This window comes from Pseudomonas sp. LBUM920 (genome assembly GCF_003852315.1).
Taxonomy (GTDB): domain Bacteria; phylum Pseudomonadota; class Gammaproteobacteria; order Pseudomonadales; family Pseudomonadaceae; genus Aquipseudomonas.
In genome coordinates, this window is record NZ_CP027762.1 from 5,045,243 (window position 1) to 5,061,500 (window position 16,258).

Here is a 16,258-nt window from a genome sequence, read left to right on the forward strand (position 1 = left end):
CGCATTATATCGGCCCTTTGCCGGTGGTACAGCGTGTTTATGTGATAGAAACAGTCAATTAGACGGTCTGCACCGTCATTTGCGTGAAAACTCGGCAAATGTCTGCACGACTTGCTCGATCTGTGCCGGGCTGACATCCAGGTGAGTGACCATGCGCAGACGCGGCGCAGCGCTCAACTTGATGCCGCACTCGGCAGCAAAGGCTTTCAACGCGTCGGCGCGGTCACCGATCTGTACGTAGACCATGTTGGTCTGCACCGGCTCCACCGCATAACCGATCTTGCGCAGTTCATCGCCCAGCCACTGGGCGTTGGCGTGGTCATCGGCCAGGCGCTGCACCTGATGATCAAGGGCATACAGCCCGGCCGCCGCCAGCGAGCCGGCCTGGCGCATACCGCCGCCGACCATCTTGCGCAGACGACGCGCCTTGGCGATCAACGCGCGCGAGCCGCACAACACCGAGCCAATCGGTGCACCAAGGCCCTTGGACAGGCACACCGAAACCGAGTCGAAGTGCTGAGCAATTTCCCGCGCGTCCACCCCAAGCTTGACCGCGGCGTTGTAGATCCGCGCGCCATCCAGGTGCAGCGACAGCCCATGCTCACGGGTAAACGCCCGCGCTTTCGCCAGGTAGTCCAGCCCCAGTACCTTGCCTTGCATGGTGTTTTCCAGCGCCAGCAGGCGGGTGCGGGCAAAGTGGAAGTCATCCGGTTTGATCGCCGCCAGCACATGGTCCAGGTCCAGCGAGCCGTCCGCCTGCACCTCCAGCGGCTGCGGCTGGATCGAACCGAGTACCGCCGCGCCACCGCCTTCGTATTTGTAGGTGTGGGCCTGTTGGCCAACGATGTATTCCTCGCCACGCTCACAGTGAGCCATCAACGCCAGCAGGTTGCTCATGGTGCCGGTGGGCACGAACAGCGCAGCTTCGAACCCCAGACGCTTGGCCATCTCGGCCTCCAGCAGATTGACGCTGGGGTCTTCGCCGTAGACGTCATCACCACTGACGGCGCTGGCCATCGCGTCGAGCATGCCGGGGCTGGGTTGGGTCACGGTGTCGCTACGCAGGTCGATCACAGACATGAAACAGGCCTCTAACGGGGTAATGTGATGTGCTCTTGTGGGTGATTACTGCGGGCAAAGCCACGGAATATCAAGCCCCAATTGGCTTCAATCGAATACCAACCAAACAAACCGATATAGGTTATCAATACGGCGCTCGTGCAGTTTTTGAAAAACCATGTTAAAAACTCTCCGCCGCCAGGGTTCTGGTGGCAACGTTCTCAGGGCGGGGTGTAATTCCCCACCGGCGGTAATTGCACGCAATGTGCATAGCCCGCGAGCGCTTGGCGCCTCGAACTGCTCACGCAGGACGGCGACAAGGTCAGCAGACCCGGTGTGATCCCGGGGCCGACGGTCATAGTCCGGATGAAGAGAGAACGGGATTGGCACCTAAGGGCCGCGCGCTGTGTTCATGCTTGCATGAGGCAGTGGTTCGTACCCTTAAATCCCATTCGATTCATAACGCCCTGTTTTTTTCTTAAACAGGAGTCAGAACATGCAACCCACCGCAATCGACAGCAAACTCAAGAACCATCACGGCGAGCGCGTCGCGTTTATCCAGGCCTGCTGGCACAAGGATATTGTCGACCAATCGCGTAAAGGCTTCCTCGCCGAAATGATCGCCCAGGGTTACCAGGAATCGGACATCGATTTCTTCGAAGTCGGCGGCGCCTTTGAACTGCCCCTGCACGCCAAGCTGCTGGCCAAGACCGGCCGCTACGCTGGCATCGTCGCAGCCGCACTGGTGGTGGACGGCGGCATCTACCGTCACGAATTCGTCGCCCAATCGGTGGTCAGTGGCCTGATGCAAGTGCAGCTGGAAACCGAAGTGCCGGTGTTCTCGGTGTCCCTGACGCCGCATCACTTCCACGCGGGCAGCGAACACCACACCTTCTTCTACGAGCACTTCGTCCACAAGGGCCAGGAAGCCGCGCGCACCTGCGCCGACACCTTGCACAAAGTGCGTGCAATCCGTCGCAGCGAGCAGAAACTGGCGGTGTAAGTCGCCCCCGAAAACGCCCCGCCCACCCTGGTGAGCGGGGCGTTTTTCGTTCAAGCATCTACCACCGCACCATGACGTATCTGCGGTCTAGTGAGCCACACGCCGGGCAACCGCCCGCCTTCTCACCTGACCGAGAGCCATCACGCCATGCACCGCCCTCTTTTTGTACCCGACACCCCCAGCGCCATTCACACCGTGCACGGGGGAAACCTGACGCCCACCGACGCAGAAAAAACCGCCAACCTGGGCGGTGCCCCAGCGCGTGCGCAGGTCTATCGGGACACGGTCGTTCGGGTCGAACGACTCAGGCAGCAGACCCGCCAGGATAAAGCGCCGCGCAGAGATACCTTGAGGTTTGCATTCACCGCCGATCAACGCGAGCTCTGGCTCAGCGCGGCGAGCGATCACCTGCACCTGTACGTCGGCACGGCGCTCTATCAGATAACGCCATCTTCGCCGACGCAAATCATCGAGCTAGTCACCGGCCATGGCGCCGACTGCATCCATGTCGATGACAGCCTCCAGAACCCCGTCAGCATTGATGCAGGCGCTGGCGACGACTACCTGCGGGTCGGCGGCCGTCACTCGACGATCCTGTCCGGCGAGGGCGATGACACGCTACGGATCAGCGCCGAGGACTGCACCGTCGACAGCGGCCCCGGTAATGACAGCACGCAGATCATCGGCGCCGGCACCGCCCGTATCTACGCGGGTGACGGCGCCGACAGCATTCACGGCGGCGCCGGGCTCAACTTTATCGATGGCGGCCCGGGCGACGACGTGATTGTCGGTGGCAGCGGCCATCACCTACTCAGCGGCGGCGACGGCAATGACACCATCAAGGCCGGCAGCGGCACTAACGTCATCTATCCGGGTAACGGCCATGACCATGTCAGCAAACTCAAGACGACAGACCGGGTTTATGGCCTGCCCGGCGACACCCTGGTCGCCATGACCAACGACGAACGCTACGCGTGGTTGCTTGAAAAACTCGCCAGCCTGCCAACCCCATCGCTCGACCAGGTGATGGCGGTGCTGTTCCCCACCGACCTCGACACAGTCCACCCACCGCTCATGGCGTCCGACGAGGCCGGTAAAACGGGTCTGTCGATTGGGGGAAACAGGCAGTTTGTTATGCGCGTCGAATCCGATCTCAGCGTGCTGCGCGTATCACCCAATGGGCAAAAACTGCTCCACGCACTGGATATGGCGGCACAACGCAGTGGGCAACCCGTCAGCATTGAACCGGGTGACGAAAACAATGCCAGGTTCACGCCCTCCACCGACGCCGACACGTTGATGATCCGCGACGGCCAGCCCGGCACGCCGGCCTACGGCGGGCTGATCGAGTACAACCCCTTTTTCAGCCCACCGGGCTCGCTGCCGATCATCGGGCTCTATCACGAGCTGTGTCACGCCTATAACGCCGTTACCGGTACCGTGGCGCCCGGCACCACCGATGAAAATCACGCAGGCAAAACCGTTGCGATCAAAAACGTGGAGCGGCAAGCCCTGGGCCTGCCCATTGATCTGGCGCCTTTTGACTTCGATCTGAACCCCGACACCCCGCCCACGCGGACCAACCCCGAGGCCTTTACGGAAAATGCGCTGCGCAAGGAATTCGGGTTGCCGGCTCGCGACGCGTACCTGGCGAAGCCTTGAGGGAACTAGACCAGCGCCGCGTCGGTGGTGGGCACAATCAGAATCCCGGCCCGCAAACCATTCTTCACTTTCGGGTTCGGGAAGATAATGCGTGCGCCCTCCTCCTCGATTACCCAGCGGGTCTTGGCAACGTCTTCGGCCAGCAGGTAGCCCTTGGCCAACGGCGAGAAGTTTTCCACGTCCGCCGGCAAGTGCAGCAGGAAGGCATCACTGTGCTTGATCACTTCACGCGATACCGCAAACAGTTGCAGGCCGTCCAGGCTGTCAGTGGCCGGCTCGCTGCCTTCGATGATCTGCGTCAGGCGCGTCTCCAGGCGGGAAACATCCACGCCCTGGTTCTGGCCGAACGGCCGCGCCTTGCCCAGTTCCAGGGTGAAAGCCTCGGCGTTCAGTTGCTCATAGGTGAACGCGGTGAAGGTGATCGACGTCTTGTTCTGCAACAGCACCGCTTGCATGCCGGCAGCACACAGGCGCGCCAGCTCGTGACGTGAATGCTGGCGACCTTCTTTCCACGGGTACAGCGCGAATTGCTCGATCTTCGAGCCGCGAATGGCCGTGTGCAGGTCGTAATGCAGGCGCGAGCGATCAGGCAGGCTGAAGAACGTGCGGGCCAACTGCTCAAGCTCAGCGGCGCGCATGGCCTCAGGGCCAATGTTTTGTTCGTGGCGGCCATTGAACAGCCGGTTGACGTCCAGCTCGAGGTAACGCTCGCCGCGGCGCATGGCCTCGGGGTTACCGAACAGGAACAGAATGCGGGTGCGGGGTTTGATTTCCCCACGGGCAATGCCATGCAACAGGCGGTCGAGCAATTCGATCGGCGCGGTTTCGTTGCCATGGATGCCGGACGACAGCAGCAGGTCGCTGCCGTTGTCCAGCGCTTGCGGCGGGCGCACTTCGAGCGCGCCCTCGCTGAGCCAGCGCATCTGCACGCCGTCGACAGTCAGTTGAATTTTTTGCGCCGGTTCGCGACCGGCGAGGGTCAGTTCAAGCAATTTGCCGAGGGCGAGCATAAGCAGCTTCCTTAGTGGTTGCAGCCAGGGCCGTGAACGTGATCGTCGTCATCGCCTTCAACGTCGGCCGGTTCCATTTCCAGTTGCAGGCTCATCAGGTTGGTGGCCAGTGGACGCATCAGCAGGTTGGCGTACTCAGCGTCGCCTTCTTCCACGTCCACACCAATCAGCAACTGGCCACGGCCGTCGTGCTGGATCCAGATTTCCTTGCCCTGCCAGACCACGGCGACGCGGGTGCAGGAGGTTTCCAGCTGGGTGCCGTCGGTGTCTTCAAGAATCAGTTTCAGGGTGTCGGTGGTCATAAAAAGTTCTCAGCCATAGGGTGTAAAAAAGTGGCGTTAGTTGATCTGGAAAGGATAAACCGAGCCCAGTTTAAGGATTTGCGTCAGTTCATCCAGTGCCGTCCGGCACTCAAGCAGCAATTGCGGATCAGCCAGGTCGGTTTCACGCAGGCTGTCGCGGTAGTGCTTGTCGACCCACTGGGTCAGCGTGTCATACAACGGCGCGGTCATGATAACCCCTGGGTTCACCGCCGCCAGCTCAGTTTCATTCAACGCCACGCGCAAGCGCAGGCACGCCGGGCCACCGCCGTTCTGCATGCTTTGCTTGAGGTCAAACACCTTCACTTCACGGATCAGCCCGCCGGAGGCCGTCAGGCCTTGCAGGTACTGCCAGACGCGCTCGTTGGCGCGGCACTCTTCCGGCACAATCAGCAGCATCGAACCGTCGGTGCGGGTCAGCAACTGGCTGTTGAACAAGTAGGACCGCACGGCGTCCTCGACGCTGACCTGGGCGCGCGGCACGCACACTGACTGGAAGTTGCCGCCCAGTTTGCCCAACTTGCCTTGCAGCTCGGCGAGCATCTGCTCGGTATTGAGAAACGCGTCCTCGTGGTAGAACAGCACCTCGCCGTTGCCCACCGCGATCACGTCGTTGTGGAACACGCCGGCATCGATCACAGACGGGTTCTGCTGGGCGTAGACCACGCCGTCATCCTTCAGGCCATGCAGGCGCGCGACGGCCTGGGAGGCTTCAAGGGTCTGGCGCGCCGGGTACTTCTGCGGCGCGGGGTAACGGGTGTCGAACGCGCTACGGCCAAACACGAAGAACTCGACGCCGGCCTTGCCATAATCACGGCAGAAACGCGTGTGGTTGGCCGCGCCTTCGTCGCCGAACTGCGCCACCGCCGGCAACGCGGCGTGGTGGGCGAAGTGCTTTTGGTCGGCGAACATCGCACCCAGCACGCGGCTGGTGGTCGGGTGTTCGATGCTGCGGTGGTATTTGCAGTTGAGGTTGGCGGCAGTGAAATGCACGCGGCCGTCCGCCGTGTCGGCACTCGGGCTGACAGTGGCGGCGTTGGCTACCCACATGCTGGAGGCCGAGCAGCTGGCAACCAGCAGCGGCATGGCCTGCTTGGCCGCCTGCTGAATCACCTGCGCGTCGGTGCCGCTGAAACCAAGGTTGCGCAACGCGGCCACGTCAGGACGTTCCTGCGGCGCCAGCACACCTTGCACAAAGCCCATGTCCATCAGGGCTTTCATTTTCTGCAGCCCCTGCAACGCCGCTTCCTTCGGGTTCGAAGACTGCTGGCTGTTGCTCTGGGACGCGACGTTGCCGTAGGACAAACCGCCGTAGTTATGGGTCGGCCCCACGAGACCGTCAAAATTGACTTCACAGGATTTCATCGGCGAGGCTCCACGAACATCTGTTTTTATAGGCATCAATAGCAGTCTTCACACCACCGCTACTCTCTATCTGTAAACCCGATCAACTGTGGGAGCTGGCTTGACTGCGATGGCAGCGGCGCGGTTTGACTAAAGGACCGAGTTGCCCGCATCGCAGGCAAATCAGCTCCCCCACAAGCCCGCTCCCACCTTTAGATCAGCGTAATACCTGGGGTCAGCGTTGCCGGGACCACCAGGCTTGGCGTTTCCAGAGACGCCACCGGGTACGCGCAATAATCCGCCGCGTAATAGGCGCTGGCGCGATGGTTGCCCGACGCCCCTACCCCACCGAACGGCGCGGTGCTGGCAGCACCGGTCAGCTGCTTGTTCCAGTTGACGATGCCGGCGCGGCTTTCCAGCCAGAACTGCTGGTAGCGTGCTTCGGAATCCGACAACAAGCCCGCGGCCAAACCGTACTGGGTGTTGTTGGCCTCAGTGATCGCAGCGGCAAAATCAGCGTAGCGGATCACCTGCAGCAGCGGGCCGAACAGCTCTTCATCTTCGCGCTCGGTCACGCCGGTCACGTCGATAATGCCAGGCGTGAGCAACGCGGCCTGATCCTGCGGCTGAGTCATTTCCAACAGCGCCACGGCGCCATTGGCCAACATCAACTCCTGGGCGTCCATCAAGGCCTTGGCCGCGCCGAGGGAAATCACCGAGCCCATGAACGGCGCTGGCTGCTGATCAAACGCACCCACTTCAATCGTCGCGCTGACCGCCACCAGGCGCGCCAGCAACGCATCGCCCCAGGCACCTTCGGGCACCAGCAAGCGACGCGCGCAGGTGCAACGCTGACCGGCCGAGATAAACGCCGACTGGATAATGGTGTAGACCGCCGCATCCACGTCGGCCACTTCGTCGACCACCAGCGGGTTGTTGCCGCCCATTTCCAGCGCGAGGATCTTGTCCGGGCGCCCGGAAAACTGCTGGTGCAGGTGATTGCCGGTGCGGCTGGAACCGGTGAAGAACAACCCGTCGATACCGGGGTTGGCCGCCAACGCGATACCGGTTTCCCGCGCGCCTTGCAGCAGGTTCAACACGCCCGCCGGCAAGCCGGCGTCGATCCAGCATTGCACGGTCAGCTCGGCGACTTTGGGGGTCAGCTCGCTCGGCTTGAACAGCACGGTATTGCCCGCCAGCAACGCCGGGACGATGTGCCCGTTCGGCAAGTGGCCAGGGAAATTGTAAGGGCCAAACACCGCCACCACGCCGTGCGGCTTGTGGCGCAACACGGCGGTGGCGTCGCCCAGCGGGCCGCTCTTCTCGCCGGTGCGCTCACGGTAGCTTTGCACCGAGATGGCAATCTTGTTGGCCATGCTGGTGACTTCAGTGGCCGATTCCCACAGTGGTTTGCCGGTTTCTTCGCCGATGCAACGGGCGATTTCGTCGGCGCGGCTTTTCAGCGTGGCGGCAAAGGTTTCCAGCACGCTGATACGTTCTTCCAGCGGGCGCCGGGCCCAGCCTGGAAACGCCTGGCGCGCGGCCTGCACGGCGGATTCAACCTGTTCGACGGTGGCGCCATTGCCGGCCCACAGCACCTGCTGGGTCACCGGGTTGCGCGACTCGAACAGTTCACCCTGGCCCGCCAGCCAGCTACCTGCGATATACAGCGAATTCATTATTTCGACTCCCGAGCAGCAGACAACGCAACAGCGCGCACTTGATCACCCACCACCAGTTGCAGGCGTTTGGCAGTCTGAGGATCGACCACCAGCGTGCCTGCCGCCAGACGGGCCGGAGCGGCCGTGATGCGGCACTCCTCACGCTTGCGGTTATGAATCAGGAACGGCGTGGCGTCGTCCCCTGGGGTGCCGATGGCCAACACCAGTGACTGGCTGTCGCGCACCGCACGGATTTTGCTGGTTTCACATTCCACCGCCGGGCCGGCGTCGAAGATATCGACATAGCCCTGGTAGCTGAAGCCCTCACTCTTGAGCATGCTCAGCGCCGGCTCGGTGTCCGGGTGGACTTTGCCGATGACATTGCGCGCATCTTCAGAGAGGAAGCAGCTGTACAGCGGAAACTTGGGCATCAGCTCAGCGATAAACGCCTTGTTGCCCACGCCGGTCAGGTAATCGGCCTGACTGAATTCCATCTTGAAGAAATGCCGGCCCAGGCTTTCCCAGAACGGCGAGCGCCCAGCCTCGTTGGACACCCCGCGCATCTCGGCAATGATCTTGTTACCGAACAGCTGCGGGAATTCAGCGATAAACAGCATGCGCGCCTTGGCCAGCATGCGGCCGTTGAGGCCGTTGCGGTAATCGGCGTGCAGGAACAACGAGCACAATTCGGAGTTGCCGGTGAGGTCGTTGGCCAAAAACAGCGTCGGAATCTCGCGGTAGATATTCAGTTCCTGGGAGGCGCTGACGGTCAGGCCGACCCGGAAGTTGTACCACGGCTCGCGCAGGCCGACGGCGCCGGCAATGGCGGAAATACCCACCACGCGGCCTTCGTCGTTTTCCAGCACAAACAGGTAGTCGGCATCGCCGCGCCCGGCTTCGCCGCGAAAGGTTTTTTCCGCCCAGCCAACCCGGTGGGTCAGGCGCTCTTCGTTGGCCGGCAAGGTAGTGAGGCCGGTGCCGGTGCTGCGCGCCAGATCAATCAGGGCCGGTAAATCGCTGCTGCGTACGGGACGAACGATCATGCTATCTCCTCAGACGGGCCGCCTGCTCCAGGCCACCCGCAAAACTCTGCTTTAAACAGCGACCAGGCGCACGCTGGCACCTTCGCCGACACCCAGGGCTTCGGCCGCGGCCAGGTCCAGGGTCACCGGTTTGCCGGGCGCGTAGTCCAGCTCCAGCATCACCGCGCGGTAATCCTGCAACTGCGCGTTGCTGACCAGGTACTGGCGGCCAGCCCCCTTGACCATTTCACCGATCTTCACCGGCACCACGCGGCTTTGGGCAATCGAGCGAATGCCCGAGACCCGCGCGTGCAGCGTCGGGCCGCCGTCGAAGATGTCGATGTAATGGTCGGTCTCGAAGCCTTCACGCATCAGGATGTCGAAGGTGATCTGCGCACGCGGGTGCACCTGGCCCATGGCTTCCTGGGCTTCGTCGGGCAGCAGCGGCACGTAGATCGGGTAATGCGGCATCAGCTCGGCGAGGAAGGTGCGGCTTTTGAGCCCGCACAGGCGTTCGGCAGCGGCGTAGTTGAGGTCGAAGAAGTTGCGGCCAATGGCGTCCCAGAACGGCGAATCACCGTTCTCGTCGCTGTAGCCGACAATCTCGGTCACCACCGAGTCGGCAAAGCGCTCGGGGTGGCTGGCGACGAACAACAGGCGGCCACGTGAATTGAGTTCCGACCACGGCGAACCGACCAGCGCAGGCTTCACGTAGAAACTGGTGAGCAGGCTGTTGCCGGTCAGGTCGTGGCATTGGGAAAGCACGTGAATCTTGTTGTGGATCTTCAGCTCGCGGGACGCGTGCACGAAGGTTTCGTTACGGAAGCTGTAGAACGGCTCCGAGTAACCGGCCGACGCGACGATGGCCGAGCAGCCAGCCAGCTCGCCGGTCTCGGTGTCTTCAAGCACGAAGAAATAGCTTTCTTCGCCGTTGAAACTGACCTCGGCCGCGAAGGACGCTTCGCTGGCGGCGATCTTGTCGCTCAGGCGTTCCACATCATCCGGCAAGGAGGTGACACCAATCGGGCTGTCCGCAGCCAGACGCTGTACCTCGCCCAGATCAGCCATTTGCGCGGGGCGCATCACCAGCATGGTGTCACTCCTTAACTCGAAAAACTCATAGAGGGAAAAATGCCGGACACGGGATCTGAGCTCACACAGATCCAATGTGGGAGGGGGCTTGCCCCCGATAGCAGTCTGTCAGTTGATAAATCCAGTGACTGATCCACCGCTATCGGGGGCAAGCCCCCTCTCACATTTTTGACCAGTCCAACCAGCAAAATGTGTCGCTATCAGGCTTGCGTCAGCGTCTTCACTGCACGTTCAAAACGGTCCAGGCCTTCGTTGATGTCTGCATCTTCGACCACCAGGCTCGGGGCGAAACGCACCACGTCGGGCCCGGCTTGCAGGATCATCAGGTTTTCTTTTTCGGCCGCGTTGAACACGTCCTTGGCCTTGCCTTTGAACGCGTCGCTGAGCACGCAACCAATCAGCAGGCCCATGCCGCGCACTTCGGTGAAGATGCCGTATTTCTCGCCGATCTGTTGCAGGCGTGCCTTGAACAGCTCGTGCTTGGCGTTCACGCCGGCCAGCACTTCTGGGGTGTTGATCACGTCGATGACCGCTTCCGCCACTGCACACGCCAGCGGGTTGCCGCCGTACGTGGTGCCGTGGGTGCCGACCACCAGGTGCTTGGCCAGGTCTTCACGGGTGAGCATGGCTGCAATCGGGAAACCGCCGCCCAGGCTCTTGGCGCTGGTGAGGATGTCCGGCGTCACGCCGTAATGCTGGTAGGCGAACAGGTGACCGCTGCGGCCCATGCCGGTTTGCACTTCGTCGAACACCAGCAGCGCGTTATTCGCATCGCACAGCTCGCGGGCGCCTTGCAGGTACGCCAGCTCAGCCGGCAAAACGCCGCCTTCGCCCTGAACCGGTTCGAGCACCACGGCGCAGGTCTTGTCCGACACGGCGGCTTTCAGCGCGTCCAGGTCGTTGTAAGGCACGTGAGTGATGCCGGTGATCTTAGGCCCGAAACCGTCGGAGTACTTCGACTGGCCACCGACGTTAACGGTGAACAGGGTACGGCCGTGGAAGCTGTTCAGCGCGGCGATGATCTCGTACTTCTCGGTACCGAAACGGTCGAACGCCACACGGCGGGCCAGCTTGAACGCGGCCTCGTTGGCTTCGGCGCCGGAGTTGCAGAAGAACACGCGCTCGGCAAAGGTGGCGTCGATCAGCTTATGCGCCAGGCGCAGGGCCGGCTCATTGGTGAAGACGTTGGAGACGTGCCACAGCTTGTTGGCTTGTTCGGTCAGTGCACCGACCAGCGCCGGGTGGGCGTGGCCCAATACGTTAACCGCGATGCCGCCGGCAAAGTCGATCAGCTCGCGACCCGCCTGGTCCCAAACGCGCGAACCCGCGCCACGCACAGGGATGAATGCGGCAGGTGCGTAGTTGGGAACCATGACCTGGTCGAAATCGGCACGTTGCACCGGGGCTTGCTCAACGGACATCGGAGTCTCCTGAAGAGGAACGCCTGCCTGGAACTGGCGGGCGATGCAGGGATTGTAAGGACAGTTTTCAGTGCGGCCTTGCCGCCAAGCGACAACTTCTTATAGCGCCAACCCGCGTTTTCAGCGGGTTTACGCCAATGCGACAAATAGCATCGCAATGGCGCAGTTTAAACCGTGGGCTCGCCCAGCGGCACCGATTTACGGCTCGCGCTTAATTATCTAACACGGATCGGCGACGGCGAACTGTTCTGCTGAGGGCATCATTTGATCCTCAGGAAGCTTTGCAATGAGCCAGCAACCCAGCGTGCCCGCTTTCGACCGGCTGATCCCTGCGCGCGACGTTCATCATGAAACGCTCAAAAACGCGATCCCCGACTGGCTGGGCGACGCGTCGGCCGCACGTCGCAACGCCCTTAAAACCAGCGCACCGGCAGGGTACGCCCAGCCCTCAGCCGAGCAGGACACGGCGCTCAAAGGCCTGATCCGTGAGGCCTGGGTCACCCAAAACCTGCTCGACAAGGCCATGGACGCACTCAAGTCACCCGCCGACTTCGCCGCGCCCGTGCTGCAGCAGGCGCTCAAACAGCGCTTCGGTGTGGAGTGCGATGTGCGCAACACCTTCCTGCGCCTGTCTATACCGGCGACCATTCCTTGGTTCCCCGTGCGCTCCGGCGCAGTGCGAACCTGGACCGTGTCGCTGCTGGACGCCGCCTTGCATAACTTTGAAGCCGGCGAAACCGCTGACGACGCCTACGAGCCTCCATCCGGTTTTATCACCCCGCCCACCGCCACCGGGCATTTCGATACCCTGCCCGACATAGACACACGTATCAGCGTGCCGGCCTTTACCCGCCTGTGTCGCGAACTGGACATTGGCGGCCAATACAGCACCTACCTCGAGCACTCCCTGGACCTCAACAACCCCGTCGCCACTGCACACCTGCAACACCGCTTCGATGCCAGCCAGGTCGCCAACCTGAAACTCGCCCTGCACATGGCGCGCCTGCGGGGCGACCTGTCGCACGCCAGCTCGCAGCGCCTGCAACAATTGTTGAGCAACCCGGGGGGCTGCAACGCACTGCGTTGTCACGCCCTGAGCATGCTGTCCAGCCCGCTGACAGGCATTGTGCTGTTTGCCCACGCGGACCTTGAGCGGGCAAATCACGTGGTGCCCGTCATTGCCTATATTCCGCACGACCCGCAACACCCGCTCAAGGAGTACCGCTCCAGCGTGCAGTTCATGCAGGCCCTGACCGCCGACCTGCGCCAGCCTGCGTACCAGCAATTCTTCAGCCGTTTCGTGAACCACGACGAACGCGGGCATTTTTTCGCCGACCTCGGCCAGCGCCTGTCCCGCGTCACCTGGCATGCGCACACCCGCGGCGACCCGCGCCCGGCCTGGCGGGATACACCGGTGGACAAGCCGGGGCTGCAGTTTGCCGTCACACCGATCAGCGGCTCGGTGCTCGAACACCTTTACCAGACCACCCTGAGCAAACTCTTCAACGACGCACGCGCTCAAGCTGTGTCCACTGCCAACGCCGACCAGAAAACCCGCTGGCAGCGCTGGAGCCTGTTCGAAAAGATCGGCTCGGCCCTGCTGCAGATTGCCGCGCTGGTCGCGGCGCCGTTCGTACCGCCGGTGGGTTTACTGATGCTGGGTTACACCGCGTATCAGCTGCTGGATGACACGTTCGAGGGTATCGTCGACTGGGCCGAAGGCCTTAAAACCCAGGCGTTCGGGCACCTGATGTCAGTGCTGGAGCAGATGGTCCAACTGGGCATGTTCGCCCTCGGCCCGCCGCTTGCCGAAGGGTTGTTGCGCCAGCACTTGCCCGCTGAACTCTGGCAGTTTTTCGACCGACTCAAACCCGTCACCTTGCCCGATGGCCAGTCCCGGCTGTGGCGACCGGACCTTGCGCCTTACGCCCATGCGGTGACGCTGCCCGAAGGCTCGCGCGCCAACCCGCTCGGCCTGCACGCGCATGGCGAGCAAGACATCCTGCCCCTGTCCGGCGCGCATTACGCGCTGGGCCTCGACCCCGGCACCCATACGCATTACTTCAAGCATCCCACCCGCACCAATGCCTACCGCCCAACGGCATACAGCAATGGCCAAGGCGCCTGGGTAAGTGAGCTGGACCAACCGCTGAGTTGGGACAGCGCCCAGTTGATGCGCCGTCTGGGCCATCAGGCGCAAAGCTTCAGCGACCTGCAACTGGCACAGATTCGCCACGTCAGCGGCGTCGAAGACGCGGCGCTGCGCAAGCTCTACATGGCCCGTGAACCCCTGCCACCGCTGCTGGCCGACACCTTCAAGCGCTTCAAAATCGACCAGGACCTGCAAACCTTCATCGACCAAATGAACAGTGATGACCCCGGTGTTCAGGCGTTGGCCGATGCCCAGACCCAACTGCTGCTCTTGACCAACTACGGGCTGTGGCCCACCACCAGAACCTTGCGCCTGATCGACAGCCAGGGACGCACGCACTGGGAAATCCCGGGCGCCAAAGACGCCAGCGTCACCCAGATTCATGAACACCAACTCAACAATGGCGACTTGCTCCAGACCCTGCTCGAAGCGCTGGACGAACCGCAGAGAAGGACGTTGCTTGGGGAAGCGTCCGGCCATCCCACAGCCTCGCTTCAAGCACGTACGGGTGTCCTCAGGCAAACACTTGCCCAGCTGGCTCGGGAAAAACGCTGGGCGCTGTTCGAGTCGGCATATCGCGCCCTGCAACGTACCGACGATGCGCAGCTGAGCGCGCTTGTCGACGCGTCGCCGGGCTTGCCGGTGAGCGCCGCCGAAACCCTGCGTGCCATCGCCAGCCCGGAGGAGCTGCGCGCCCTCGATCAGGGCCGGGTGCCCCGGCGCCTGATCGAGTTGGCGCGCGAAGCCCAGCGAGAAATACGCGCCTGCCGTGCCTACGAAGGGCTGTACCTGGACAGCATCGACAACCTGGACACTTACCGCCTGGCCCTGCACTCCCTGCCCGATTTGCCGAACTGGCCCGCGGGGCTGCGCATTAGCGTCAGAAACGACACCGCTGATGGGCCGTTGCGCGACGTGATCGGTGATGACCGCGCCCGCGTTCAACGCACGTTGGTTTACACCGCCAACGGCGGCTATGTGCCCACCGACAGCAGCGGCCCGCTGTTTGGCGAAACCGACTTCTACACCGCCCTGCTCCAGGCGCTGCCCGACCAGGCGCGCGCTGCGCTGGGCATTCATATCGGCCAGGGCCCGGCCCTGCGCCAGGCGCTTGCTCGTCATGCCCTGCACCACTGGCATCTGCGCGAGTTGCTCGCGGACGCCCCCGTCGGCAAACCCGCCTACGACCCAAGCACCATGCGCCTGCGCGGCGGCATGCCGCGCTATCGAGCAGCACCCGCGCCCGGTGCGCAGCACGAACTGACGGCGCATGAACACGCCCAATACCTGTTCCCGGCGCTGCCCCGCGCACATATCGACAACATTGTGCGCAGCCTGGAACAAGCGCCCGGCGGGGTGACGACGGCGCTGAGCACCATGCGCAACGAATACCAGCAACTTGAGCGCGACTTGCAGGCCTGGATCACTGCCACGCCGCGCCTGAGCGCTGACCCACAAGTGCGCATCAGTCGCCAGGAACTTGCCTATGCCCGGCGCAACCGCACGGCCTGGGCCGATGAACTGCGCCGGGCCTGGCGCCTGGAAACCCCGCTCGACGCGTACTACGAGCCGCCTGCCCCCAATGGCTATCAACTGCACTTGAACTGGCCGATTTCCGGCAATCCTCCCGTGCTGCCCGGGCGTTTCGGTCATATCTCCAGCCTGTCGCTGCAGGGCGAGCAAGGGCCGCTGGAGATCAACACGTTCTTGTCGATGTTCCCGTTCCTGCGTCGCCTGACCGTGCGCAACTTCAACCTCGACAGACTGCCCGATGGCGTCACCGCAATACCCAGCCTCAATGAACTGGTACTCAGCGATTGCAACATTACCCTGACAGCGCAGACCCGCACCGCGCTTGAAAACATGACCCAGCTCAAGACCCTCGACCTCTTCAACAACCCGCTGGGGCTCCTGCCCAGTGTCGAGAACATGCCTGGCCTGCACTTCCTCGACTTGAGCAACACGGGTATCACGCAATTGCCTGCCGGGATTTTGCAGCGCCCCCAGCTGGAGACCGCGCTGTTTCGGGACAACCGCATTGCTGCATTGCCCGACGCACTTTTCGAGCTGCCCGTGGCAACCAGCCATTCGTTCGATTTTTCCGGCAACCCGCTGTCTGCGCAGACCCTTGAGCAGGTCAAAACCTACTTCCAGCGCACCGGCAGTTACTGGGAGGCCAATGCGGCCCCGGTGGACATTGCCAGCGCGAAGATGCTTTACCCCACCTTGAGCAGTGACGAAATCAACCGCCTGATTTTCGGTCTGCCGGGTAACCTGGAAATGGGCAAAATCGAACTGGCGCGGCGAGACCTTGACTACAAGCAGCTGAACCACGAGCTGGACGCCTGGGTGAACAGCCCCGGCTTCGGCGAAACCGCCCACTATCAGCGCGAGGCGTTCAAACAAGCGTTGCTCGCTGGATGGCGTCGGCAACTGAAGCAGGACGAACACGGCAACGACATTCATCCCACCTACGCGCTGGACATCTCTGCCCCATAAGCGGCAAATTGCC

11 protein-coding genes and 1 riboswitch are annotated in these 16,258 nt (G+C 62.4%); of the genes, 3 read left to right on the forward strand and 8 right to left on the reverse strand.

Features of this window, described 5'->3' with window-relative positions; genetic code table 11:
- Positions 1 to 75: 75 nt before the first annotated feature.
- Positions 76 to 1,080, reverse strand: a complete 1,005-nt coding sequence (ltaE, locus tag C4J83_RS23315) for a low-specificity L-threonine aldolase (protein ID WP_124418292.1) — start codon at positions 1,078 to 1,080, stop codon at positions 76 to 78.
- Between the two features lie 192 nt (positions 1,081 to 1,272).
- Positions 1,273 to 1,442: riboswitch (FMN riboswitch) on the forward strand.
- A gap of 113 nt (positions 1,443 to 1,555) precedes the next feature.
- Here ltaE and C4J83_RS23320 point away from each other — a divergent pair.
- Together C4J83_RS23320 and C4J83_RS23325 are read left to right on the forward strand one after the other, a co-directional pair.
- Positions 1,556 to 2,062: a 6,7-dimethyl-8-ribityllumazine synthase gene (locus tag C4J83_RS23320; RefSeq protein ID WP_119741967.1), complete on the forward strand. Its 507-nt coding sequence runs from the start codon at positions 1,556 to 1,558 to the stop codon at positions 2,060 to 2,062.
- Between the two features lie 147 nt (positions 2,063 to 2,209).
- Positions 2,210 to 3,724 (forward strand): M91 family zinc metallopeptidase, encoded by a 1,515-nt coding sequence (locus tag C4J83_RS23325; RefSeq protein WP_124418293.1) that lies wholly within the window; start codon positions 2,210 to 2,212, stop codon positions 3,722 to 3,724.
- 5 nt (positions 3,725 to 3,729) lie between these two features.
- Here C4J83_RS23325 and astE read toward each other — a convergent pair whose 3' ends face one another.
- The 7 genes from astE to C4J83_RS23360 form a co-directional block, all read right to left on the reverse strand.
- Positions 3,730 to 4,734 carry a succinylglutamate desuccinylase gene (gene astE, locus C4J83_RS23330; RefSeq protein WP_124418294.1) on the reverse strand — a complete coding sequence of 335 codons (1,005 nt, stop codon included), beginning with the start codon at positions 4,732 to 4,734 and terminating at the stop codon, positions 3,730 to 3,732.
- Between the two features lie 11 nt (positions 4,735 to 4,745).
- A complete protein-coding gene (locus tag C4J83_RS23335; protein ID WP_003214319.1) occupies positions 4,746 to 5,036 on the reverse strand; it encodes a hypothetical protein in 291 nt (96 codons plus the stop codon).
- A gap of 36 nt (positions 5,037 to 5,072) precedes the next feature.
- A complete protein-coding gene (gene astB, locus C4J83_RS23340; protein ID WP_124418295.1) occupies positions 5,073 to 6,419 on the reverse strand; it encodes an N-succinylarginine dihydrolase in 1,347 nt (448 codons plus the stop codon).
- 191 nt (positions 6,420 to 6,610) lie between these two features.
- Positions 6,611 to 8,080: a succinylglutamate-semialdehyde dehydrogenase gene (gene astD / locus C4J83_RS23345; protein ID WP_164487997.1), complete on the reverse strand. Its 1,470-nt coding sequence runs from the start codon at positions 8,078 to 8,080 to the stop codon at positions 6,611 to 6,613.
- Positions 8,077 to 9,102 (reverse strand): arginine N-succinyltransferase, encoded by a 1,026-nt coding sequence (astA, locus tag C4J83_RS23350; RefSeq protein WP_106576117.1) that lies wholly within the window; start codon positions 9,100 to 9,102, stop codon positions 8,077 to 8,079. Before astA ends, astD begins: the two co-directional genes overlap by 4 nt.
- Positions 9,103 to 9,153: 51 nt before the next feature.
- Positions 9,154 to 10,173, reverse strand: a complete 1,020-nt coding sequence (gene aruF, locus C4J83_RS23355) for an arginine/ornithine succinyltransferase subunit alpha (RefSeq protein WP_106576116.1) — start codon at positions 10,171 to 10,173, stop codon at positions 9,154 to 9,156.
- 200 nt (positions 10,174 to 10,373) lie between these two features.
- Positions 10,374 to 11,594, reverse strand: coding sequence for an aspartate aminotransferase family protein (locus tag C4J83_RS23360; RefSeq protein WP_106576115.1), 1,221 nt, complete (start codon positions 11,592 to 11,594; stop codon positions 10,374 to 10,376).
- Between the two features lie 286 nt (positions 11,595 to 11,880).
- On the opposite strand from C4J83_RS23360, the gene C4J83_RS23365 reads away from it, so the two are divergent.
- Complete coding sequence (locus tag C4J83_RS23365) at positions 11,881 to 16,245, forward strand: leucine-rich repeat domain-containing protein (RefSeq protein ID WP_256660622.1); 4,365 nt, start codon at positions 11,881 to 11,883, stop codon at positions 16,243 to 16,245.
- Positions 16,246 to 16,258 lie beyond the last annotated feature (13 nt).

What these genes read in the sequence shown, in the direction of transcription:
- C4J83_RS23325 (WP_124418293.1), top strand. Translation starts at nt 2,210, where the DNA reads ATGCACCGCCCTCTTTTTGTACCCGACACCCCCAGCGCCATTCACACC.
- astB (WP_124418295.1), bottom strand. Translation starts at nt 6,419, where the DNA reads ATGAAATCCTGTGAAGTCAATTTTGACGGTCTCGTGGGGCCGACCCAT.
- ltaE (WP_124418292.1), bottom strand. Translation starts at nt 1,080, where the DNA reads ATGTCTGTGATCGACCTGCGTAGCGACACCGTGACCCAACCCAGCCCC.
- C4J83_RS23360 (WP_106576115.1), bottom strand. Translation starts at nt 11,594, where the DNA reads ATGTCCGTTGAGCAAGCCCCGGTGCAACGTGCCGATTTCGACCAGGTC.
- aruF (WP_106576116.1), bottom strand. Translation starts at nt 10,173, where the DNA reads ATGCTGGTGATGCGCCCCGCGCAAATGGCTGATCTGGGCGAGGTACAG.
- C4J83_RS23365 (WP_256660622.1), top strand. Translation starts at nt 11,881, where the DNA reads ATGAGCCAGCAACCCAGCGTGCCCGCTTTCGACCGGCTGATCCCTGCG.
- C4J83_RS23335 (WP_003214319.1), bottom strand. Translation starts at nt 5,036, where the DNA reads ATGACCACCGACACCCTGAAACTGATTCTTGAAGACACCGACGGCACC.
- C4J83_RS23320 (WP_119741967.1), top strand. Translation starts at nt 1,556, where the DNA reads ATGCAACCCACCGCAATCGACAGCAAACTCAAGAACCATCACGGCGAG.
- astA (WP_106576117.1), bottom strand. Translation starts at nt 9,102, where the DNA reads ATGATCGTTCGTCCCGTACGCAGCAGCGATTTACCGGCCCTGATTGAT.
- astE (WP_124418294.1), bottom strand. Translation starts at nt 4,734, where the DNA reads ATGCTCGCCCTCGGCAAATTGCTTGAACTGACCCTCGCCGGTCGCGAA.